Raw genomic sequence first — 23,267 nt, 5'->3', positions numbered from 1 at the left:
GGAGCGGTGTATGCGGGAAAGGAAAGAAAAGAAGCTTCCGGATATTTGGAAGGAGAGCATGCTGAAAGTCGCCGTGGCCCTTCCTCTGCGAATGGTGCTCCGCCGGATACCGTTCCTTCAGGCGCGTGGACTCGGGGTGGAAGTGATGCTGTATGATACGAACTGGATCTGCAGCTGGCCGAAGGATAAGGTTACTGTAATCGGGCGCCAACTGCGCGAGGCCGGTATAGATGTTTCGGTGCACGGTCCGGTGCACGACCTGAACCCGGGCAGTCTGGACGTAGTAATCCGGGATTACACGCAGCACTGCTTTTTCAAGACGCTGGCGATTTGCCAGGCGCTCGGTGCAAAGAATCTCGTGCTCCATCTGGGAATCAATCCGCTGCTGCCCGAGAGCGCACTGGATAAATGGCTCGAAAGCAGTGTGCGCACGTGGGCCCCTATCGTGGATCTTGCCGAGCAGCTGCAGATCACGATCCAACTTGAGAACATGTTCCTTCCCACCCCGAAATTTATGGTCACATTGAAAGGCGGGCTCGCCTCCAATGCGATCAAATTCTGCTTCGACATCGGCCATTTCAACGTTTACAGCTCGGTTACACTCGATCAGTGGCTGGAATCCCTGGGAAGCGATATCATCGAGATGCACTTGAACGACAATCTTGGAGAAGACGACGAGCACCTGGCTTTAGGAGCAGGACACATACGTTTTTCCGAAGTCTTCAGGAAGTTATCGGAGCGACGCATTTTCCCCCGCCTCACCCTCGAGATGACGTCCGACAAATTCGGGACGAGTCTGGACTACCTGATGAAGGGCGACCTGCTGTCAGCCTTCCGCTGAGAAGCAAGGCGGAAACACGAACGAGTGCCTGCCGGAGCCGCCAATACCGGCGCCGCAAGGGCTTGCCGCATGCCCGTTTGGATTGCTATTTTCCTCTTTTTTTGATAGCATGAACTAAATTGAAAAAAGGCATGGTGAGAGAAAGATTTTTGTCATGCTCGAGGGGCACAAGATCGTTGTTGTAATGCCCGCCTACAATGCGGCAAAGACATTGAAGAAGACATACGACGAGGTTCCGAAGCAGATCGTCGATGAGATCCTGCTGGTCGATGACGGCAGTCACGACGAGACGATCGAACTTTCGCGGCAGCTTGGGATAAAGACATTTATTCACGAGCGCAATTTCGGCTATGGCCGTAACCAGAAGACCTGCTACCGCGAGGCGCTCAAGACGGGAGCCGACATCGTCGTGATGCTTCATCCGGATTACCAGTACTCGCCGAAGCTAATAACCGCTATGGCTTCTCTCATAGCCGCGCAAGAATACGACGTGGTAATAGCCTCCCGTATTCTCGGGGTCGGGGCACTCAAGGGTGGGATGCCGCCTTACAAATATATTTTCAATCGCTGTCTCACGCTGTTTGAGAATCTAATGCTTTTTTTCAAGCTTTCCGAGTACCATACCGGCTATCGCGCCTTTTCGAGGAAGGTGCTCGAATCGCTCCCGCTCCTGGAGAATTCGGACGATTTCCTTTTCGATAATGAGATGCTTGCGCAGGTTATCTTCTGGAAATTCAAGATCGGAGAGATTTCCTGTCCGACCAAATATTTTCCGGAGGCCTCCAGCATCAACTTTTCACGCAGCATCAAGTACGGGTTTGGCTGCGTGATCACCTCGTTGAAATTCCGGCTGCAGAAAATGCGGCTCGTCAAGTTCAGAATCTTCAATGAAGGCGGGAGAAGATTGTTTGAAGATTCATATTATCGCGTTGCCGACGAGACTTCTGAAAGAGCCGGCGCCTGCAATTAAGTCATCCTTCCTTAAGACTCGAGCCGAATCATTCAAAGTTTAACAACCGGGAAAATTGAAGACGGCTTTCCGGCGGCGGCTCCCCAAACGGCGCGGTAATGCCAAGAAGATTTATGTGGAATGAAGAAATGATGTGGAAGGCTTGGTGCAGGTCGGTGGCAGGAACTAATTTATAGAGCACAGCCTCCAGTTCGACCCATTCGGTTTTCGCAGGGTAAAGCTCTGGTCTGAATTTTTGAGAACCATCCACTTGCCGGTGATGGAGAATTCGCCCTCAACGCGGACGTGCAAATTGACGAGGATCTCGTCTTCGTTCAATGGGGTAACCTCGATATCCGAGAAAGAGACGTCTATTCCATTAAACCGACGGAACAACCTTTCGGCGGTCCGGATATAGCGGGAATGAAAATCCTGATCCTGGTCGTCGATCAGAGCCACAAGCGCCTCTTTATCCTCGTTTTCACATGCGCCTTGAAACATCATGAGCAAGGCTTCGATCTCGCCAGTCAGCGGTGTTATCTCTGGCCGCGTTATCAGCCTTGACTTCATATTGGTGGTTGAGGTCGTGAAGGGCGCCGGTTCTATTGCCGCTTCCGCTTCGGCCCCCGTCCACGCACTGGTCATTTTCTGAATATGTGTTTTCGGAACAGAGAGGGCGCTTTTCTTCTGGTTTGTCTCTTCAGGAGTCGGTTCGGCCGGGGCAGAAACGGATGGTTGATCGGCATCCAATCCCTTCATTTCCCGGGTGCCAAGGATGGAGGATATCGAAAAAGCGGCCGTGCCCACGATAAAGAGGCCGGCGCATATGTACATGATCCAGAGTCTTCTTTGGTCGGACGCTGTGTTTTCGATAAAATCGCGCGTGGTTCGCCTTCTTTTCTTTGCCGCATCAGCGGGTTTGCCCGCATAGAATGTCGAGCAGAAATACGCAAGTTTTTGAAATACTAAAATAATATGCATGTTATCTTCCTTTGCCGCAAGTTCCAATTCCAGCCGTCCCGGAAGGATGAGCAAGATCTGTGCCCTTTTTCAAGCTGGCGCCAGTTCAATTTGTAAATCTTTGTGAGATAAAGTGATAGAACGAGATTATGTCGATGCTGTAATCAACGAGAAGGAACCTTTTATGCGGAGCGGATAACAATATTGTATGCTGATTAGGGTAAAGGGCGAACTTGACAACGGCGGGAGAATTTTGATAAACTTCGTTGTGGATTAGCACTCTTTACAATCGAGTGCCAAACATGAGAGCGTAAAAGAAATGAAGCAGGATGCGTCCCTGAACGATCGGCAGAAGGATGTTTTACAAGCTGTTGTAACCACGCATATTATGACAGCTTCTGCTGTCGGGTCGCGCACGGTGGCGAAAAAGATGGGATTCAAGCTGAGTCCGGCGTCCATCCGGAACGTGATGGCGGACCTTGAGGAGCAAGGTTACGTCCGCCAGCCGCATACCTCGGCGGGGCGAGTTCCGACGGATGTGGGTTATCGGGTTTATGTAGATGACCTGATGGACATTTACGAGTTGGCACTTGACGAGCTTTTGCGCATTGAGGAATCTTTAGGGCCCGGAGTTGTCGGGCTTGAGGAGCTAATGGGATTGGCGTGCCGCCTTCTTTCGTTCCTCACGCAGTACACGGCAGTGGTCCAGACCCCGAAGGTGGAGACGGAGACGATAAGGCATGTAGAGATTGTCTCTTTGACCTCGGAAAAGATATTGACGATTTTGGTGACCAATCTCGGCGAGGTGCGAAAGAGGGTTTTTTCGCGACCCGCCAGATTGGCTGACGAAGAAATCGAGAAGCTTTCGGCTTATCTCAACCGTGAGTTTTGTTCTTTATCGTTTGCAGGCGCGCGCTCGCATCTGGAGTCGTACCACAAGCTCAGTAGCGCGAGCGAGGATTATCTGCTCAGCCAACTGGCGATTGAAGTGATGGCGGGCCTTTTTTTCGACGAGACACCGAGGGAGGTATTTCTGGTCGGAATGGAGAACATTTTTTCGCAGCCGGAATTTCAGGATGTCGAGCGCCTGAGGCCATTATTAAAGGTGCTGGACGAAAAGAAGCAATTGAACGAGCTTTTCGAGACGTTTTTGTGCGGGGAGATGACACCTGGAGTGTATATCCGCATCGGGAGAGAGAATCCGGTCGACGGTATCACGAGTTGCAGCGTTATTGCGTCGCCCTATCACATTGGGGGACGAACGATGGGCGCAATTGGAGTGATCGGGCCGACCCGAATGCATTATGCGCGGGCGTCCTCGCTCGTGGCCGTTGTCGCCGACAAGCTCGGCCACATTTTGACGGTTTTGAGTGGAGGCTGATAATAGATGAAAAATAAGGATACCTTTCCCGAAGATCAGGGGGCCCATATCGAGAGAGAACAAGAAGAAGAGCCGGCAGTTGGGGCCGAAGGTGCGCCCGAGGAGTTGCAGTCTTCTGAACCGGCAAAGGTCGAGACGATGGGGATGACTCCGGAGGAAGTCGCGAAAATCGCTCAGGAAAAGGAAGAATATTACGATCGTCTATTGCGCACGCAGGCGGACTTCGACAATTATCGCAAGCGGATTCAAAAGGAGCAGGCCAGCCTGATCAAATATGGGGCGGAGAATGTTCTCCGCGAAATTCTTCCCGTTGTCGATAACCTGGAACGCGCCGTCGATTCAGCAAGAAAGCATGGCGATTCGAATTTCCAGCTTCGCGAGGGTATCGAACTGGTTCTGGCTCAATTGCGCGAGACTTTGGGAAGGTTGGGAGTGAAGCCTGTGGAGAGCGTCGGTGCGCCGTTTGATCCCAACAAACATGACGCTCTTATTCGTGTTCACGCGCCCGATGCCCCCGAAGGAGTCGTGGTGGATGAAATCCGTAAAGGGTATTATCTGCACGACAAGGTACTTCGGCCGGCACAGGTGACAGTGGGCACGCATGAACAGGTGGGCGATTCTTAGGGCTTGCCCTTATGAAGTCATTCCCCGCTGCCAAAGCGCGGGATGGGTGTGTTTTGCGGACTTCGAAACAGCAAATCAGCACAAAAACACCAGAGAACGTGGAGGCATTATAATCAATGGCAAAAGTCATAGGCATTGACCTGGGTACCACGAATTCATGTGTCGCCATTATGGAAGGGGGCGAGCCGACGGTCATTCCGAATGCTGAGGGAGGACGCACAACGCCTTCGGTTGTCGCTTTCGCGAAGACCGGGGAGCGCCTGGTGGGTACGGTTGCGAAGCGGCAGGCGATCACGAATCCGGAGAACACGATCTTCTCCATCAAGCGTTTCATGGGACGCAGGCACAATGAGGTCCTCGCTGAGGAAAAGCTGGTCCCGTATAAAGTACGCAGCGGTGAAGGCGACAATGTGGTGGTGGAAGCGGGCGGCAGGTCCTTTACGCCGCCGGAGATATCGGCGGTGATTCTTCAAAAGATGAGGGAAACCGCTGAAGATTATACGGGAGAGAAAATTTCGCAAGCGGTCATAACGGTGCCGGCCTATTTCAATGATTCACAGCGTCAGGCGACAAAGGACGCGGGCAGAATCGCGGGTCTCGAGGTCTTGCGCATCATCAATGAGCCAACAGCGGCCTCCCTTGCATATGGACTTGACAAGAAGAAGGATGAAAAGATCGCGGTGTACGATCTTGGCGGGGGAACTTTTGATATCTCCATTCTTGAACTGGGTGAGGGCGTCTTTGAGGTAAAATCCACCAATGGCGATACCCATCTCGGCGGTGACGACTTTGATCAGCGCGTTATCGACTGGCTCGCGGATGAATTCAAGAGAGAACAAGGCATCGACCTGCGCAGTGATCGGATGGCCCTGCAGCGCCTGAAAGAGGCGGCGGAAAAGGCAAAATGCGAATTATCCACGTCGCAAACGACGGAAATCAATCTTCCCTTCATAACGGCCGATGCCGCGGGTCCGAAGCACCTGAGTACGACGCTGACACGATCGAAACTCGAACAGCTTGTAGACGATCTGATCGAGCGCACAAAGAGGCCGTGCCTGACAGCGCTCAAAGATGCGAAGCTGCAGGCTGAAGATATCGATGAGGTGATCCTCGTGGGCGGGCAGACGCGCATGCCTGCCGTTCAGAACCTGGTGAGAAACCTGTTCGGCAAAGAGCCGCACAAAGGGGTCAACCCAGACGAAGTGGTTGCGATCGGCGCTGCGATACAGGCGGGGGTGCTGTCCGGCGAGGTGAAGGACGTATTGCTGCTCGACGTAACGCCGCTGTCGCTGGGGATCGAGACACTCGGAGGCATCTGCACGAAGCTGATTCAGAAGAACACCACGATTCCCACGAGGAAAAGCCAGATATTTTCCACCGCGGCCGATGGGCAGACCGCTGTGAGCATTCATGTACTGCAGGGCGAGCGCGAGATGGCGGCGAACAACCGGACATTGGGCCGGTTCGACCTGGTCGGGATACCGCCGGCCCCGCGCGGCGTTCCGCAGATAGAGGTAACGTTCGATATCGACGCTAACGGCATCGTGCATGTTTCGGCGAAGGACCTGGGCACCGGGAAAGAGCAGAAGATACGCATTGAGGCGTCCGGCGGACTTTCGGAGCAGGAGATAGATCGATTGGTACAGGAGGCGGATGCCCATCAAGAAGAGGACAAGCGGAAGCGGAAGCTTGCCGAGGTGCGCAACCATGCCGACTCGCTCATTTATTCCACCGAGAAGACGATGAAGGACCTGGCTGACCGCGTGACGGATGACGAGCGGAAGCAGACGAACGAAGCGATCGAGAAGGTGCGGCAGGCGATGGCCGGAGAAGATACCGCCGCGATCGAGAGGGCGATCGAAGAGCTGACGCGGGTCTCTCATCAATTTGCCGAGCGCCTTTACCAGCAGGCGGGCCAGGCCCAGGCGGGAGCGCAGGCGGGAGAAGCGAATCAGGAAGGCCCTTCCGAAGACGCGACAGATGCTGATTACGAGGTTTCCGGGGAAGAAGAAAACAAATAAGAACAGCATTGCACTGAGAGGGCCGTCTTGCAAAGATGGTCCTCTTGCTTAAGCTCAAGAGCTATGGGAAAACGGGATTATTACGAGGTGCTCGGCATCCCGCGGGGAGCGACCGAGGATGATATTCGCAAAGCATATCGCAGGCTGGCGATGAAGCATCATCCTGACCGAACGCAGGGAGATAAGGAGTCCGAGGAGAAATTCAAGGAGATTGCGGAAGCGTATGCCGTTCTGACTGACCCGGAGAAACGGGCGAACTATGACCAATTCGGACATGCCGGCGTTGGGGCAGGAATGAACGATTTTGGTTTTGGGTCGTTCGGCGATATCTTCGGCGACATTTTCGAGGACTTCTTCGGCGCTCGTACCGATACCCGCCGCAGTCGGGTTCAAAAGGGAGACGACATTGTATATAACCTGGACCTCACGCTGGAAGAGGCCTTTGAAGGATTCGAGCGCGAGATATCGATTCCCCGCCTGGACAATTGCGACATCTGCGGGGGCACGGGCGCCGAGCCTGGGAGCGGCCAAGCGGTTTGTCCGGTGTGCAGGGGCGCGGGCCGCGTCAGGCAGACGCAGGGATTTTTCAGCATAACGCGCACATGCCACAGGTGTATGGGCGCGGGGGCGGTCCTCGAGAATCCGTGTAGAAAGTGCAAGGGAGAAGGCCGCATTCGGACCACGCGGAAGCTGCGGATAACGGTTCCGGCGGGAGTCGATAACGGTTCCCGCATCCGGTATCGCGGAGAAGGAGAGGCCGGCGCAAGAGGCGGTCCCAATGGCGACCTTTATCTCATGATAAATGTGCGCGAACATGACTTTTTCAAGCGTGAAGGCGATAATTTGATTTGTGAAGTTCCCGTTTCCTTTCCTCAGGCCGCCCTCGGAGCCGAGATTCGGGTACCCACTCTGGACGGCAAGATTTCACTGAAGATTCCGAAAGGCACGCAATCCCACCACATTTTTCGAGTAAAGGGCAAAGGGATGCCCGGCCTTCGCAGTCATGGGCGGGGCGACCTTTTTGTCAGGGCGGTTATCGAGACTCCGACAAAGCTGAACGATCGCCAGCGAGAACTCCTCGAGGAATTCGCCAAAATCAGCGGCGAAGAAACTCAGCCTCTCACTAAGAAATTCCTTGACAAATTCAAGGAAGTCTTCGGCACCTGATAACCCGCAGGGATGCGTGCAGCCTGATGACGACCCATCAGTTTTTCATCAAGCAGTCCCGGATCGATAAGAGCCGCATGGTGACCATCGAGGGACAGGATGCACGGCACATCTCCCAGGTGCTTCGTCTGAAAAAGGGAAGCCGGATCAAACTGGTTGACGAGACGCAGCAACTCTATTCCGGCACCATAAGAAAAGTTTCCGCCAAGGCAGTCCTGGTCGCCCTGGATGAGATGCCCCCGTGCATTCCCGAGCAAGCGCGCGTAAGCGTTGTGCAAGGTATCCCCCGCCTCCCGAAATCAGACCTGATCGTGCAAAAGCTGACCGAACTGGGAGTGGGCGGAATCACGTTTGTTTCGATGGCGCGTTCTCCGTACACGGACGCGTATGAGCGCCTGCAGAGGCGTCTGCAGCGGCTGGAATCGATTGCAGAGGCCGCCGCAAAGCAGTGCGGGCGCCGATGTATTCCCTGGATAAGGGCGGCTAAGAATATCAAAGAAGCGCTAACGGACTTGAGTGAGGGGAGTATCTGCCTGGCGGCCAGCGAAAACGTGAAGGATAAGCGTCTTCAAAACGTTTTGTCGGCGGCGCCCGCGGCGGCCCCGATAAGCGTCTTTATAGGACCCGAGGGCGGATTCTCCGAAGACGAGTTGGCTCTGCTGGCGCGAAATGGGGCGCGGGAATTTTCTTTGGGCCAGAATATACTGCGGACCGAAACCGCCGCCATTGTTGCCGCGGCGCTTGTGCTTTATGAATTAGGGGAACTGTAGGTGTCTTCCTTTCGCATCCTCACATTCGGCTGTAAAGTGAATCAATGCGATTCACAGGTTCTTCGCGAGACACTGGTTTCGTGGGGATTGGCGGAATCCGAGACGGAGCAGTGTGATCTGGTCATCGTCAACAGCTGCACGGTTACTGGCGGCGCGGACGCAAAATTCCGAAAGGCTCTGCGCAAGATTCGGCGGGAGAATCCGGGCGCGCTCATTGGCCTGACCGGCTGTTTTGTCAATCGGGTCCGATCCTCAAATGCGCCGCCGAGCGCGGATTTTGTATTTTCTCCCGATAGTCCGGGCGCGCTGGCTGAATTTTTGCGCGGGCGCAACTTGATCAATGGCGGAATCCTTCGGGAAGTGCGCCAGTCCTTTTTTGCGGAGCATACGCGAGCATTTTTGAAGATACAGGACGGCTGCACGTGCTTTTGCTCGTACTGTATCATCCCATTCGTGCGCCCTACATTATGGAGCCGAGAGCCGGAAGAGGTTCTGGCGACGATAAACGAGCTTTCGGGGCAAGGATACAGGGAGGTCGTTCTCAGCGGCATCCACCTCGGGTTTTATGGGCGGCAAGCCGGTGAAGCAGGCGCGATGCGAGAGCCAATCCCATTGGTTGCTCTCCTGTCGCAGATCGAGGTGAAATGCAGGATAGACCGTATCAGACTGAGCTCGATTGAGATCAATGAAGTTACGGATGAGCTGATTGAGTTTATGGCCGGCTCGAAAAAGCTGTGCCGCCACCTCCACCTGCCCCTGCAAAGCGGTAGTGACAGGATACTACAGAAGATGAATCGCAGGTACGCAGCCGGGTTTTATGCGGAGAGAATCAGCCGGATCAAGGAGAAACTTCCCGATATCGGCTTGACAACAGATATTATTGTTGGTTTTCCGGGCGAGAGCGAAGAGGATTTCCGGCAGACGTGTGAAGCTGTGGAAAGGGTCGGATTTGTGAAGATCCACGTGTTCAGGTATTCGAATCGGCCCGGCACGAGCGCTGCCTCATTTCGGCCGCAGGTCCCTTCGAACGTGACGAGCGAGCGCGCCCGCCGTCTGATCCGGGTGGGAAATGATACTGCCGCTCGCTATAAACGCCGATTCATGGGGAAGACGCTGCCGGTGCTGATTGAGGCGTATGACCGGCGCGGCGGATTCTGCCGGGGCCTGACCCCCAACTATATGCGGGTGAGGTTGGAGGCAGGCGGCGACTATATCAACGAGATTTTGCCGGTTCAGATCGAGGAAATTGACGAAGTGAGCGGCGTGGCCTTGGGGACGGCGGTACAGCAGCCATGAGAGGAGACTGAGAATGTCCGACTGCATCTTCTGCAAGATAGCGGATGGCGAGATACCATCCAAGAAAGTTTATGAGGATGCTGCATATTTTGCCTTTCGAGATATCGAGCCGCAGGCGCCGGTCCATGTGGTTGTTATTCCGAGGAAGCATATACCGACGCTGAATGACATTTCTGCGACCGATCCGGCCGAGATCGGCGCTCTCCTACAGGCGTGCCGGCTTGTGGCGCGAGCCGAGAACGTAGCAGCCTCAGGATACCGGGTAGTAATAAACTGTAACAGAGACGCTGGTCAAGCGGTGTTTCATCTTCATGCGCATGTGTTAGGGGGTCGCGCCCTGAGCTCGACATTTGCCTAAAAAAGCGGCAAAACATACCGGCCGGTCTGTTTGACAAAAAACCCATCATGTGGTACAATTCCGTGTGCAAGACAAAGGCTTTCTCACTCTGGGTGAATTCTATAAGCTTGCGATAGACTGGGGGATACGGAATGATCCCAGGGGAAGAAAGGCTCTCGATGCTCTCCTCCAGAAGCAGCGGAAAAACTTCGAAAAACTAACTCAGAAGCAGAAAGATTTTTTCGATAGAGAGAAATTCTCAAACCCCTACGCGGACACTCGAATTCTTCATGGGAGCGCCAATCAGCGGATAAAGTCTCTTTTTGTCGGGATCGATATAGAGATATCGGAAGTTCTGCTGGCAGATCGGATGCGAGCGAACGGCAAGCCGATTGATCTCATAGTGGCCCATCACCCGGAAGGCAGGGCGATGGCCAATTTTTATGAGGTCATGGAGATGCAGGCGGATATCCTGAACAAGTTTGGGGTACCGATAAATGTTGCGGAGGGGATACTAGAGGAGCGCATTAAGGAGGTCGAGCGAAGAGTTCTTCCAGTAAATCACACCCGTGCAGTGGACGCTGCGCGACTGCTTGATCTTTCATTTGTGTGCGTCCACACCCCGGCCGACAATGGGGTAAACCAGTTTCTACAAAAAAAGTTTGACCGGCACAAGCCGGTTTTTCTTTCAGATATAATTGATCTTCTGCTTGAGATTCCGGAATACCAGAACAGCGCAAAGCAGAATGCGGGTCCAAGGATAGTTGCCGGTTCGCCTACGAACAGGGCGGGCAAGACGTTTGTGGATATGACGGGCGGAACGGGGGGCTCAAAAGAAGCCTTTGAGAAGCTTGTTCAGGCCGGAGTCGGCACGGTCGTCGGGATGCATATAGGAGAGGATCATCTGAAAGAGGCGAAGAAGCATCACGTGAATGTGATAATTGCCGGTCATATGTCGAGCGACGCGCTTGGGATGAACCTGTTTCTTGACGAGCTTAACCGGCGGCACGGTCCAGTGGAGATATTGACCTGCTCGGGTTTCAGCAGGGTTTCGAGAGTGAAAAAAGGAAGATAAGGCCGGATTCAGAGGCTCAGGGATGAAGGATTGAGCCTTCAGGGTGGCTGGCGCGCACGGTTCGATTAAGAAAATGGCATCATCTTACAGGATTCCCCCGGAGACAGTTGAGCACGTCCGATCTCAGACAGATATCGTGCAGGTTATCTCCGAGTACATGGCGCTGAAGAAAGCGGGGGCCAATTACAAGGCATGTTGCCCGTTTCACACGGAAAAGACGCCATCCTTCACCGTAAGCGCGCAGAAGCAGATGTTTTATTGCTTCGGGTGCGGGGCCGGCGGCAACGTATTCGGTTTTCTCATGCGGCAGGAGGGTTTCAGCTTCGCGGAGGCCGTCAAACATCTTGCCGGGCGCGTGGGAATCGAGATAAAGGAATCGCATTTTGTTCCGGAGCAACAACGTCTTCGGGAGCAGTTGTTCGACCTGTACGAATTCGCGCGCGGGTATTACAGCCGGCAGCTGCACAGATCGCCCGATGCCGAGCATGCGCGTGTTTACCTCGAGCGTCGGCGCCTGCTTGGCGAGCCTGCCCAGCGATTTTCTCTGGGTTTTGCGCCGGCCGGGTGGGACGCTTTTACCACCGAAGCGTCAAAAAAAGGGTTTTCCCATGACGTATTGATCCAGGGAGGATTGTCAAAGAAGAGCGTCGAGGGCCGGGTGTATGACGCATTTCGGAACCGGGTGATGTTCCCGATTCTCGATATCATGGGGAAAGCGATAGCTTTTGGAGGACGCTCGCTCGAGGAGAACCAGCCGAAGTACATAAATTCGCCGGAGACGCCGATATACAGGAAGGGCGAGACCCTGTACAATCTGCACCAGGCGAAGCGGCCGATCTCGAATAAGAATTCGGTTTTCGTCGTCGAAGGTTACGTAGATGCAATCAGATTGGCTGTCAATGGATTCGAGAATGTAGTGGCGTCATTGGGGACCGCGTTTACGCAGGCGCAGGCGCGGCTTCTTCGCAGGTATGCATCGGAGGTGGTGCTCGTCTTCGATTCGGACGTGGCGGGAGAGGCGGCGACGGGGCGCGGAATCGAGGTGCTTTTGGGCGAGGACCTCGACGTGCGCGTTTTAACGCTTCCTTCGGCAAAAGATCCGGACGAGTTTCTGCTGGAGCACGGGTCTGAGGCCTTCGTGCACCATTCAAAGGATGCGAAGAATTTCATTGATCATCATATTGACAGTGCTCACGGCCACAGCGGCTGGAATCTGGAGACGAAGGTAAGGACCGCAAACGTTCTCGCTTCGCTGGTTGGCAGGATGCCGGATCCGATCAAGAAAGAGGAGTACCTGAGGTTACTTGCGGGAAAACTTGGTCTTCAGCCGGACACGCTGCTCAAAGCCTCGCAAAAAAGCAATTTTACAGACAGAATAGAAATAGAGGCCAGACAGTACGAGAAGCGGTTGCGGCACGAAGAGCAGCAATGCTTGTGGCTGATTAAGGCGCTGACCGAGCGGCCGGAATGCCGGGAGATATTAAAGGATAATCTGGATTTATCGATGATCGAGAACGAGGCGCTCAGGGAATTGTTGACAGTCGGTTTGGAGGTAAAAGAGGTCGCTCTTCTCGAGAGCAAGCTGCTCGACGCGGTCCAGAATGAAGAAGCGCAGAAGTTATTGTCCCGATTGAGTTTTGAAAAGGCAGGTCCGGAGCTGATATATCCGGTTGAGTGGTGGCTGGCGATATTCAAGAACCGGCAGAGCGAGAGAATGCTGAGCACGCTTACGGCTGAGATAGCGGAGGCTGAGCGCGCCGGCGATACGGAGCGATTTCGGCGGTTGGTAGCGCAGAAGGTGGCGGCGCGGAGAGAGTTGGAGCAAGCAAGAAAAGAACTTGCCGGCATCTCGGTTTTCGTTGAGGGGCGGAAGCAGGAGGAACTCGCTTCGCTCGTGTTCGAAATAGGTCCGAGAGAATTGGCTCGGGCTGAAAAGACGGGAGATTATGCCGCGATGCGGGCATGGAAGCAACTTTTAGAGGTACAGAAGCAAGGGGGACAAGAAGGGAGACCAAATTGGGAGGTACCGTTTTAGGACTCGAAAAAGGAGGTAAACCCAAAATTTTTTGATGGAAACGGCAACACACCTCTGGGTCCCGAAAACCACCGCGAAAATTTAGCTGCGCAAAGGGTGATAATGTGGAAAAAGAGCTGGAAAAAAAGCTGAACGAACATGACGTCGTTCAGGACTTGATCGAAAAAGGAAGGAAGCAGGGACAACTGACTTTCGAAGAGATCAACGACATGCTTCCTGACGATGTTGTTTCCGCAGGCGAGATCGATGATATTCTCCTCACTCTCGGTGATCATGACATCGATGTCGTAGACACATTGAGAATTGAAGAGGGGGAGGAAGCGCTTGAGGAGGAAGAAGAAGAGAAGGAGTTTGCTCCCTCGCGCGTCGACCGGGCGGATGACCCGGTGCGCATGTACCTGCGGGAGATGGGGCGCGTTCCGCTGCTGAGCAAGGAAGAGGAAATCCGGATAGCTCAGAATATAGAGCAAGCGGAAAATGCGTTGCGTGAGACGGTTATTCGCACTCCGTTCGCGGTCAGAGAAATCCTTCCGATCCTGCAGAAGATAGTCAGGGGAAAAGCTTCGATCGAGAGCATCAGCCGCGAGGACGATGAGCGAAAACTGAAGCAACTCGAAGAGCGGGTCCCCAAGATAATCGATTTTCTGAACAAGAGCGAAGCTCAGATAGGACGGCTCGAGCGCGCTCTGCAGCGCCCTCGCATTGCCGACAGCACGAAGAAGAAAATCCGAAGCGAGATCAATTCCATCCGGACGAAGCAGATTGCGACGCTGCGCGAGATCGATATAAAGGTTAAAGAAGCGAGCAGGATCGCGACGAGGATCAAGAATCTGCGCCATAAGATAAAATCGGCCGAGAACGAAATCAAGTCGATCGAAGACGAATTGAAGATGGATGCCTCCAGGATCGAGGCGCTTGGCAGGAAACTGCGATCGCGCCAGATCGATTCGAAGCGGTTGGCGAAACGGATTCCGGTGCCGCTGGCCCGATTTGTGGAGTTGGAGCGGAAACTGCAGAACGCGCAGCGGAGATTGAACACGATTTATCACGATACGCGTTTGAGCAAGCAGGGTATCTTCGGGCTCATCTCGCGGATCGAGAATAACGAAGCCGGCATTTATCGCGCGAAGATGGACCTGGTGGAGGCCAACCTGCGATTGGTGGTCAGCATTGCCAAGAAGTATACCAATCGCGGGATGTCGTTTCTCGACCTGATCCAGGAAGGCAACATCGGTCTGATGAAGGCCGTTGACAAGTTTGAATACCGCCGCGGTTACAAGTTTTCGACGTATGCAACATGGTGGATTCGGCAAGCGATAACGCGCGCTATTGCGGACCAGGCGCGCACGATTCGCATTCCGGTGCACATGATCGAGACGATCAACAAGGTGATTCGCACCTCGAGGAGATTGGTGCAGGAGTACGGGAGGGAACCGACTCCCGAGGAAATCTCCGAAGCGATGCACATGGACGTCGAGAAGGTTCGCGGGATACTGAAGATCGCCCAGGAGGCGATATCACTTGAGACGCCGATCGGCGAAGAAGGCGACAGCACATTCGGCGATTTCATCGAGGACAGATCAATCGAGTCGCCGATCAACACGGCCGCCTTCACCGTTTTCCAGGAGAAACTCGAGGAAGTCCTCAAGACGCTGACCGAGCGCGAGGAGAAGGTGCTTCGGTTGCGCTTCGGACTCGGCGACGGCTACCCGAGAACGCTGGAGGAAGTCGGCAGCGTTTTCAACGTGACGCGTGAACGTGTCCGCCAGATCGAGGCCAAGGCCATCCGCAAGCTGCGGCATCCCACCCGCAGCCGGAAGCTGAAGAGCTTCCTTGACTGGACCGTTCAGGAGCAGTAAGAGGAGAGGCAACAGGCGCCGGGCCACGCATGGTGCGTGGTCCGGCTTTTTTTATGGGGAGAAGAAACGAGGCGGCGGAGCCGCAGCCGATTTTGGATTTTAGTCCCGCCCAGGCGGGATTGGATTTTTGATTGAAGAACCGAATCAATTATGGAAACACGGAGAAGCAGGCTCACGGTTGCTCGTTCTGCCGGCGTTGCAGGATCAGCCGGCGAATTTCCTGATGCTTTGACTTGGTAATGGGGTACAGGAGGAAGACGAGAGCGCCGGCGATGAGGAAGAGTGCGGGGATCGGCCCGAAGAGGATTCTCAATTTAAAGAGTGTGGAGGCGGACTGAGCCGGCAGGTCGGCGTTGAAATCGATGAGTTTCAAGGCGAATCCGACGATCATGAGGGCAAGTCCGATTCCCGCCTTGTACATAAAGGTCCACACGCCGGCGTAGACGCCTTCCCGCCGTTTGCCGGTGTGGTATTCATCCCACTCGATGATATCGGGCGCAATGGTGCCCGAAAGAATCCAGAGGCCGACGTTGAACATACCGGCGAAGAACATCACCACTGTGGCGGCGAGATGAGCGTCCTTCGACAGGAAGAGGATGCCTGAGAGAAGGACGCCGTAGCCGGTGAGATCGAGGATGTAGGTCCATTTCTTGCCGAGCAGATTCGACAGCTTGACCCATAGCGGGACCGCCAGAACACAGCCGATGAAAAAGAAGGCGAAGAATCGTGTGGCGAGCGCCTCGTTGAGGAACCAGTATTTGGTTACGAAGAGCACGAGGTACGTCACGATGTTGTTGCTCATCTGGGCGACGGTACTCGAGAAGATGAAGATGAGGTATGGCCGGTTTCGAGACATGGCGATAAATGAATCGACCACGCTTACCTGCGAGCGGTGGATGCGGCTCGGCTTTTCAAACGTTCCCCGGCGGGTAATTTCTGCGAGAATGATCGTGATCAGGGCGGCGAAAAGCCCGTAGACAAAGTGAGCCGGCTTTCGGTGTTCGTGGAAGAGGCTTACAAGCAGGAGAGGAAGGATTGCCCCCTGCGCGTCGCCGATGGTACCGAAGAATTGTCTGAACCCCGAGAGTTTCGTGCGTTCGTCATAATCCGGCGTCAGTTCCGGTGCAAGCGCATTATAGGGGGTTTCGAATACGGTTCTGGCGGTGAACATCAGGAGCACGGCCGCGAGCAGGTAGATGAAGATCACGTTTTGACTGCTCAAGGCAGGCGGTGAGAATACGAGAAAGAAGGCGACGCTGAACGGGACGGCGCCGAGAATGATAAAGGGGCGCCGCCTGCCGCGTTTCCAGTTCGTATTATCGGAGAGGTGTCCCATGAGGGGGTCGCTGATTGCGTCCCAGGCCTGTCCGATGAGCATGATAATTCCGAAGAGGACGCTATCGAACCTGAGGACAGTGGTGTAAAAGAAAAGGGCATTGATTCCGAAGGCGGTGCCGATACAGTTGAGGCCGAACTGGGAAACGCCGTAGCAGACATGAGTGCTGAGGCGTAGTTTCTCGCGTGCTTCCAATGAAGGTGCGGCGACATGAATTTTACCGGACTGTATTTCCGCCATTATTCTGAAAATAAGAGGCCGTTGTAGGAGGAGAGAAAACTTTTCCGGTGGTTTGTTTCGGATGCTGGTTACTGCAAAAAATCATGGTTGCACGAGGACTTTAATCTCATCGTTTTGTCCGAACAGCTTTTTCATCATTACGGGCAAGTCGTCGAGAGAGATGATATTACTTACAACATCGTTTGCATTAACAGCGCCGTCCCGCAACATCTCGATAACGATCGGGATTTGGTTGGTCGTGCCGAAAGCGGCCTGCACGTCGACCTCTTTCATCACCCACAGAATCGAGCTAAAGGAGAAGAATTCCATGTGGATACCGAGCAGGATGACCTGGCCTCCGCAGCGGACAAGTTGAATCGCTTCCTGTAGTGTTTCGGCGCCGCCGGCGCAATCGTAAACGAGGTCGGCCCCGTATTCCTGCACGTGCTGGCATGCTTGAAGGAGGTTGTCCTCGAGCGGGTTCAGGACCGCATGCGCGCCCAGTTTTCGAGCGGCCTCGGCTCGTTTCGGCTGGATTTCGGCGGCAATGACGGGAAACGCTCCTGCGCGTCTGGCGGCCGCAATGGTGAAAAGGCCGATGGGGCCGGCGCCCAGCACAATCGCGAAGTCAGCCATTTTCAGGCGTGAAAGCTGCACGCCGTGGATCGAGTTGGTCATCGGATTCCACAGGGAGGCCGCTTCGAGGGAGACCTCGTTCGGAATCGGGAACAGGTGCTCGGGAGTACACGTGAGATATTCTGCGTAGCCGCCGTTGCTGGTAGCGTGCTTGTTTGGACAGAGCTGGGGGAGATGATTATGACAATACCAGCAGGCGCCGCATCGCCAGACGCGCGAGACTATTGCGCGGTCGCCCTCGTTCCATCCCTGGACGTTCCTGCCGACTTCTGCAATGATTCCGGTGATTTCGTGTCCCATCATGAGGTCGCCGGGCTCTTCCATGCCATACTGCACCTGATGAATGTCCGAGCCGCAGATGCCGCAATAAGAAACTTTCACGAGAAGCTCGTCGTCGTTCGGTTTTGGGACAGGAATCTCCTTGATCTCCATGATGCCTTTATCGATGTAAGCGGCGATTTTCATGAAAAACTCCTTGCGTGAATTCTCCCGCGGACCCGATCAGATAACTCGAATACAAAAAACCGGGCACTCCTCGGCGCAGTACCCGCAGAGAATGCACTTACTCTGGTCAACAACGACTTTCTCGTCCTGAAGAGAAAGCGCACCCTGATCGCAGTGCGCGACGCAACTGCCGCACCCCTGGCAGATGTGGGTGTAAATTTTCAATTGCTTCGACACCTGTTTTGCTCGCTCCTGGACCTGCGCGGGCACGGGTTGGTCGTTAAAGATGCACACGTTCATTTCTACTTCCGCGACACTTTTCATGCCGACAGCGAGAACGTCAACCGTGTCGAGCCGCCGCACGAAGTTGAGCGAGGGGGCGACGTCATGGAAGAGATGGCCGCCTCCGAGCGGCTTCATTGCATAGACCCCCTTGCCCTGCGCATGCAATTTGCGGAGGGCGGGCAGGAACTGATCGAGAGAGGCGTCATTAATCCCGAGGCCCTTGCTGTTGATGCATGCGAGGACGATCTCGATCTCGGTGTGATTGAAGGCTGGTTTCAGCCCCTCGAGCGTGTGTGTGGAAAGTCCGAGCGCGCGGATCAGTCCTTTTTGTTTGTATTCGAGCAAGCAGTCGATGGCGCCGCGGCGGTCGAGATAGTCCTCCTCGGAGCGAGTCAGGTGGAACAGAAAAATGTCCAGGCGGTCGAGTCCCATGATTTCAAGGGCCTGCTCGACAGCCTTATTCATTTCCTCGTATGTGCGGGCATGTGATTTTGTTGCGATGACTGGTTTGTTCTTTCTCCGCTTGATGGCCGCGGCGACATGTTCGTAGGTGCGATATGCCTGCGCGGTATCGATGAAATCAACGCCGAGTTCCAGTGCATGAGCGATAATTCTGCCGCCCTCGGCGGAAGGCATATCTGTTTGAAGGCAGCTCATGGTCAACGTTCCGAAGCAGAGCTCCGTTACCTCGATTCCGCTGTTTCCAAGCAGTACTCGTTTCATTTCATTCCTCATGTGTATTGATGACAAGCGGCAAAGGCTCCTGCGAGTTCACCTAGACTATCCGAGAGTTCGCTGGATTGTCAACACTTCAGGGGGTTCCCGGACCAAACCGCATCGAAAGCGAGGAGGAAATGGTGCGGGCAAAGCTATCAGGAACGGAAAAAGCAAAGAAAATAGTCCCCCGGCAATGCTGGCAAAACCTATCGCAAAAAAAGCGTCATTAGACAGCGGAAAACGCGGAAAATAAAAAGCAAAGTGCTATTTTATCGCGCCGAAAAAGGGGGCATGGTGAGGATTATTTTTTTGCTTGACAATAATATTTTCCTCTTGTACAATCTCCCCAAGGCTGAAGCATCTGATGAGAGAGACGGGAGTTTTTCGCTAAGACCCACACCCTTTGCGGTAGATCAAGAAAACCCGTAACTGCAGTCTATTCTTTTTAAAGTTTCACGTCAGAGAATTCCCGCTGTTGCCTCTCATGATTCAAGTCGGGTCCCTCTTTTATACAGGCGAGAGCAGAGGCGAACAATGCGAAAAGAGACCGACATATCTCATACGAAACCTGCCAAAGACAAGGACTTTCTATTCGCACAAAAGAGGAAGTCCGACCTGGCGATAGACCGGTATCGACGTCACCTGAAGAAAATGACGGACGAATTCAATGAGTTGAAAAAGCGGATGCAGGAATTCGAGGCGCGCCTTGCGAACCCTGTGGCCAATTTTCCTTCAGAGCATCAAGCCCTGCTATCGGCGCAGGAGGGATTGGCGCTTGCCGGAGAGGAGTTGAAGGAGCAGAACGAGATACTCCAGGGCGTGCTCAGCACAATCGAGGGCGAGCGCAGGCGCTACAAGGATTTTTTTGATTTCGCTCCCAGCGGGTATCTTATCACAGACAATTCCGGTATGGTGCTCGAGTGCAACAAGGCTGCGCTCTCGCTTCTGGACATTTCGGAGCAACAGCTGATCGGAAGACCACTGCTCAGTTCTCTTTCGAAGGAGAATAGGCTCGATTTCTACACGGCGCTTCAGCATTTGAGACAGGATCAGGGGGTGTCGGGCTGGGAGGTGCGCCTGCAGCCGAAGAGAGAAGTTTTGCTTCCCGCCGCATTACATGCCGCCTCCTCGCTGGATGAAGATGGGAACCGCCGAATCCACTGGATGATACAGGACATAACGAAGCAGAGGGAAGCCGAGGAAGCGCTTCTTCAGAACGAGGAGAAGTATCGAGCCCACTTCGGAAATTCGCTCATGGGAATTTTTTCGATGGATTTGCGGGGGAATTACACTTCGATAAACACCGCTGCGCTGAACGTTCTCGGGTTACAGTCACCCGAAGAAGTCGTGGGAAAAAGCTATCGGGAGCACGTCGCCCCCGATGCCGTGGAAAGAGTATTTGGCGAGTACAACAGGGTTTTTCGGACGGGCGAAGGAGTCAGCAGTTTCGAGTACGATGTCATTACAAAGGCCGGGGAACGAAGAACGCTTGAAAGCAGCGTCACTTTGTTGAAGAACCGGGGTGAGCCGATCGGTTTTCACTCTACGGCTCTGGATATAACAGACCGGAAGCAGGCGGAGGAAATCCTGCACCTGACGAATCTTTTTCTTCAGGTGGCCAATGAACATACCCAAATGGAGCCTCTGCTGAAGGACTTTGTGCGGATAATCCATGCGTTCACGGGCTGCGACGCGGTCGGCATCCGGGTTTTTGAACCCGGCAAAACGATTTCCAAGCAAGTGCAGATTGGATTCAACAAGGGGTTCTTCGAGAACGTGTGTCCGCTTTCAACCGCGGATGAATGGTGTCTTTGCCGGATAGCGGCGGAAGGTTCAACGGGCATCTTTAATCTTGGCGGCAATCAGACGTCGCCCCATGTATCGACGAAGAGCGGAGGCGACGTGATTCCGCAATGTCAGAGTCTCGGTTTTCAGATGATTGCGTCCGTGCCTGTTCGGATTGAGCGCCGCCTCGTTGGGCTTATTCAAGTGGCCGCTCGAGATCAGAAGACCGTTCAGGAAAAGACGCTGAGGGTATTGACACAAGCTGTCATCCATATCGGGACGGCGATTGTGCGCATACAGATGAACGAGACGGTGAGGCAGGCTCTCGACTTATCGCGGCGGAAGGTTGCGGAGGCGTCGGCGCTATTGGAGAGCTCGAAGGCGGTACAGGAGTATCAGGATTTTTCGAAAACGGCGGCGGCAATCATTGCTTCATGCAGAAGAGTGATCGGTGCTTCGGCGGGGAGCATAACTTTAAGAGACGAGGAGAACGCTGATTGCGAGGAGCTGATAATAGTCGATGGCGACGGCGCGCACAGCAGCGGCGGCGGAAAAAAGAAGAGCCGGCTTGATCCGGGCGGGACACGCATGACGGCATACACTACGGCAAAACCGATATGCAAGAATAATGCGGGCGCCGACATTGAATTATCGCCTCTCTCGTTAAAGGCGCAAGAGGTTCTGATCGTTCCGATCCTGCTTGACGAGTGTGCGGTCGGCCTGTTGACTTTATATAACAAGCACAATGGATTTTCAGAGGAAGACGTGCAGCTTGCCGGTGCGTTTGCGGGTCATGCGGCGGTCGCATTGCGCAACAGCAAATATCTACTCGCAGTGCAGCGGTCGGAGGCCCGTTACCGCTGGTTATCGGCGGGACTTGAGGCGACCGTAAAAAAGAAGGTGGCGGAACTCCAGCAGGCAAAAACGCTGGCGTCGCTCGGTCAGATGGTTTCGGTCGTGGCGCACGAGATACGGAATCCGCTCCAGAATATCTACATGGGAACCGACGCGCTTCGAAAGGAGCTGAAGAACGACCACGAAAAAGCAGAGATTCTGGAGGAGATCTCCAAGGGGGTCCGGATCCTGGATGCGATCGTGCGGGAACTGCTGGATTATTCGAAGCCGGTGAACCTGATGTATTCTGGGTGGTCGGTGGAGGAAACAGTCGAGCACACCCTGAGCCTGCTCCATGAGCGCCTTGCGCACGTAAATGTAGCCAAGCGGCTCGAGGAATCGGAAAAGAAGATACAGCTTGATTTGGAGAAGATCTCGCGAGTGCTGGTAAATCTCATAAATAATGCGGTGGAAGCCATGCCTGGCGGCGGCGACCTGATCATCTCCTCACGCTTCTGCTCGGTCGAGGGCTTGCCGTACCTGAATCTGTCTATTGCGGATACGGGTTGCGGAATTGACAGTGAGACTTTGGAACGGATTGATGAGCCTTTCTTCACGACGAAAACTCACGGGACCGGTCTCGGGATTACCATTTGCAGAAAAATTATTGAAGCGCATAACGGGAGGCTGCAATTCACGAGCGAAAAGAATAAAGGTACCATAGTAGACATTTTCCTGCCTGCGCAAGCGGCGACTGATTAAATCCAGCTGGCGCTCATCCCAGGTCTCTCCCGGCCATTTACTGATTCTCAGGTGCGTCCGCTTATCTTGATTTTTCTGCTTTCGGCGCTGTATAGTGAAACGAGATACAGATGAAATGTTTCCCGCAGTACCAGTTAGAAGCCGCCGTTTCGCCGCGAATACATGCATACGATCAGGCTCGACCTCCAGTACGACGGTTCGGAATACGCGGGCTGGCAGATACAGGAGAATGCCGTCACAGTTCAGGAGCTTGTCGAGAGAGCGCTCTCGATGATACTCAGGGAACGAATCCGGGTATCAGGTGCGAGCCGGACCGATTCCGGCGTGCATGCGCTCGGGCAGGTAGCCGCTTTTACAACGGAATCAGAGATTCCGATGGAGAAGCTTCGGCGGTCACTGAATGGGATTCTGCCGCCTGATATCCGACTGACGGATGCAAGAGAAGTCGAAGCCGGATTCGCTCCGCGATACGCGCGGGAGAAAACTTATCGTTATGCTTTTGCTTTGGGGGCTTATCTCAGTCCGTTCCAGAGGCGGTATGCATGGCACATTCATGAGCCACTCGATTTAGAGGCGATGCAAGCGGCCGCGAACTATTTGGTGGGTGAACATGATTTTTCCTCTTTTGTTGCGGCCGGCGGCGGAGAAAAAGGACATGTGCGGACGATACACGGGATTTCGTTTGGTGAAGGCGGGATTTTGAATTCGTGCGTTGGGAATGAAGGTCTTTTTCATTTCGATATCACGGCGAACGGTTTTCTTTATAAGATGGCGCGCAATATTATTGGGACGCTGGTCGAAGCCGGCCGCGGCAAACTGCCGGCGCAGAGTATGGCGGCAATACTGGAGGCGAGGGACCGCGGCTTAGCCGGTCCAACCGCTCCCGCCCAAGGATTATGTTTGGTCTCGGTCAAGTATTAGTTGGTAACGGCAA

The 23,267-nt window shown here is 54.2% G+C and carries 18 protein-coding genes; 14 read left to right on the top strand and 4 right to left on the bottom strand.

From position 1 onward, the window contains the following. Positions 1-10 precede the first annotated feature (10 nt). Positions 11-841: a sugar phosphate isomerase/epimerase gene (locus C4520_06190; GenBank protein RJP23540.1), complete on the top strand. Its 831-nt coding sequence runs from the start codon at positions 11-13 to the stop codon at positions 839-841. A 154-nt stretch (positions 842-995) separates the two neighbouring features. Beyond that, entirely contained in the window at positions 996-1,811 is an 816-nt protein-coding gene (locus tag C4520_06185; GenBank protein ID RJP23539.1) for a glycosyltransferase family 2 protein, read from the top strand. Between the two features lie 165 nt (positions 1,812-1,976). On the opposite strand, the gene C4520_06180 is transcribed toward C4520_06185, so the two are convergent. Further along, a complete protein-coding gene (locus C4520_06180) occupies positions 1,977-2,825 on the bottom strand; it encodes a hypothetical protein (protein ID RJP23538.1) in 849 nt (282 codons plus the stop codon). Between the two features lie 244 nt (positions 2,826-3,069). Between C4520_06180 and hrcA the strand changes: the two genes are divergently transcribed. The 10 genes from hrcA to rpoD all read left to right on the top strand — a co-directional run bounded on the left by hrcA (position 3,070) and on the right by rpoD (position 15,315). After that, entirely contained in the window at positions 3,070-4,131 is a 1,062-nt protein-coding gene (gene hrcA, locus C4520_06175) for a heat-inducible transcription repressor HrcA (protein RJP23537.1), read from the top strand. A 6-nt stretch (positions 4,132-4,137) separates the two neighbouring features. Continuing rightward, the gene (grpE, locus tag C4520_06170; GenBank protein RJP23536.1) at positions 4,138-4,755 is read left to right on the top strand and encodes a nucleotide exchange factor GrpE; all 618 of its coding nucleotides are present in this window, start codon (positions 4,138-4,140) and stop codon (positions 4,753-4,755) included. A gap of 116 nt (positions 4,756-4,871) precedes the next feature. Then, complete coding sequence (gene dnaK / locus C4520_06165; protein ID RJP23535.1) at positions 4,872-6,776, top strand: molecular chaperone DnaK; 1,905 nt, start codon at positions 4,872-4,874, stop codon at positions 6,774-6,776. Positions 6,777-6,839: 63 nt separating this feature from the next. Next, positions 6,840-7,943 (top strand): molecular chaperone DnaJ, encoded by a 1,104-nt coding sequence (gene dnaJ, locus C4520_06160; protein ID RJP23534.1) that lies wholly within the window; start codon positions 6,840-6,842, stop codon positions 7,941-7,943. A gap of 26 nt (positions 7,944-7,969) precedes the next feature. Next, positions 7,970-8,713, top strand: a complete 744-nt coding sequence (locus C4520_06155; GenBank protein ID RJP23533.1) for a 16S rRNA (uracil(1498)-N(3))-methyltransferase — start codon at positions 7,970-7,972, stop codon at positions 8,711-8,713. Then, positions 8,714-10,009 carry a tRNA (N(6)-L-threonylcarbamoyladenosine(37)-C(2))-methylthiotransferase MtaB gene (mtaB, locus tag C4520_06150; protein RJP23532.1) on the top strand — a complete coding sequence of 432 codons (1,296 nt, stop codon included), beginning with the start codon at positions 8,714-8,716 and terminating at the stop codon, positions 10,007-10,009. A gap of 13 nt (positions 10,010-10,022) precedes the next feature. After that, positions 10,023-10,367 (top strand): histidine triad nucleotide-binding protein, encoded by a 345-nt coding sequence (locus C4520_06145; GenBank protein RJP23531.1) that lies wholly within the window; start codon positions 10,023-10,025, stop codon positions 10,365-10,367. Positions 10,368-10,491: 124 nt separating this feature from the next. After that, the gene (locus tag C4520_06140) at positions 10,492-11,421 is read left to right on the top strand and encodes an NGG1p interacting factor NIF3 (GenBank protein RJP23569.1); all 930 of its coding nucleotides are present in this window, start codon (positions 10,492-10,494) and stop codon (positions 11,419-11,421) included. A gap of 43 nt (positions 11,422-11,464) precedes the next feature. Next, entirely contained in the window at positions 11,465-13,456 is a 1,992-nt protein-coding gene (locus C4520_06135) for a DNA primase (GenBank protein ID RJP23530.1), read from the top strand. 116 nt (positions 13,457-13,572) lie between these two features. Continuing rightward, positions 13,573-15,315, top strand: a complete 1,743-nt coding sequence (gene rpoD, locus C4520_06130) for an RNA polymerase sigma factor RpoD (GenBank protein RJP23568.1) — start codon at positions 13,573-13,575, stop codon at positions 15,313-15,315. Positions 15,316-15,487: 172 nt separating this feature from the next. Here rpoD and C4520_06125 read toward each other — a convergent pair whose 3' ends face one another. From C4520_06125 to C4520_06115, 3 genes are all read right to left on the bottom strand, one after another. Then, positions 15,488-16,891 carry an MFS transporter gene (locus C4520_06125; GenBank protein ID RJP23529.1) on the bottom strand — a complete coding sequence of 468 codons (1,404 nt, stop codon included), beginning with the start codon at positions 16,889-16,891 and terminating at the stop codon, positions 15,488-15,490. Between the two features lie 81 nt (positions 16,892-16,972). Beyond that, entirely contained in the window at positions 16,973-17,971 is a 999-nt protein-coding gene (locus C4520_06120; protein ID RJP23528.1) for a hypothetical protein, read from the bottom strand. A 36-nt stretch (positions 17,972-18,007) separates the two neighbouring features. After that, positions 18,008-18,970 carry an aldo/keto reductase gene (locus C4520_06115; GenBank protein ID RJP23527.1) on the bottom strand — a complete coding sequence of 321 codons (963 nt, stop codon included), beginning with the start codon at positions 18,968-18,970 and terminating at the stop codon, positions 18,008-18,010. A 516-nt stretch (positions 18,971-19,486) separates the two neighbouring features. On the opposite strand from C4520_06115, the gene C4520_06110 reads away from it, so the two are divergent. Next, on the top strand, positions 19,487-22,333 hold the full coding sequence (locus C4520_06110) for a PAS domain S-box protein (protein RJP23526.1): 2,847 nt from the start codon (positions 19,487-19,489) through the stop codon (positions 22,331-22,333). Positions 22,334-22,495: 162 nt separating this feature from the next. Next, on the top strand, positions 22,496-23,254 hold the full coding sequence (gene truA / locus C4520_06105) for a tRNA pseudouridine(38-40) synthase TruA (protein RJP23525.1): 759 nt from the start codon (positions 22,496-22,498) through the stop codon (positions 23,252-23,254). The last annotated feature ends 13 nt before the right edge of the window (positions 23,255-23,267 follow it).

The organism is Candidatus Abyssobacteria bacterium SURF_5 (assembly GCA_003598085.1).
Taxonomy (GTDB): domain Bacteria; phylum Abyssobacteria; class SURF-5; order SURF-5; family SURF-5; genus SURF-5.
Note: the sequence above shows the minus strand (reverse complement) of the source record. Positions and strands in the feature narration are given on the sequence as shown.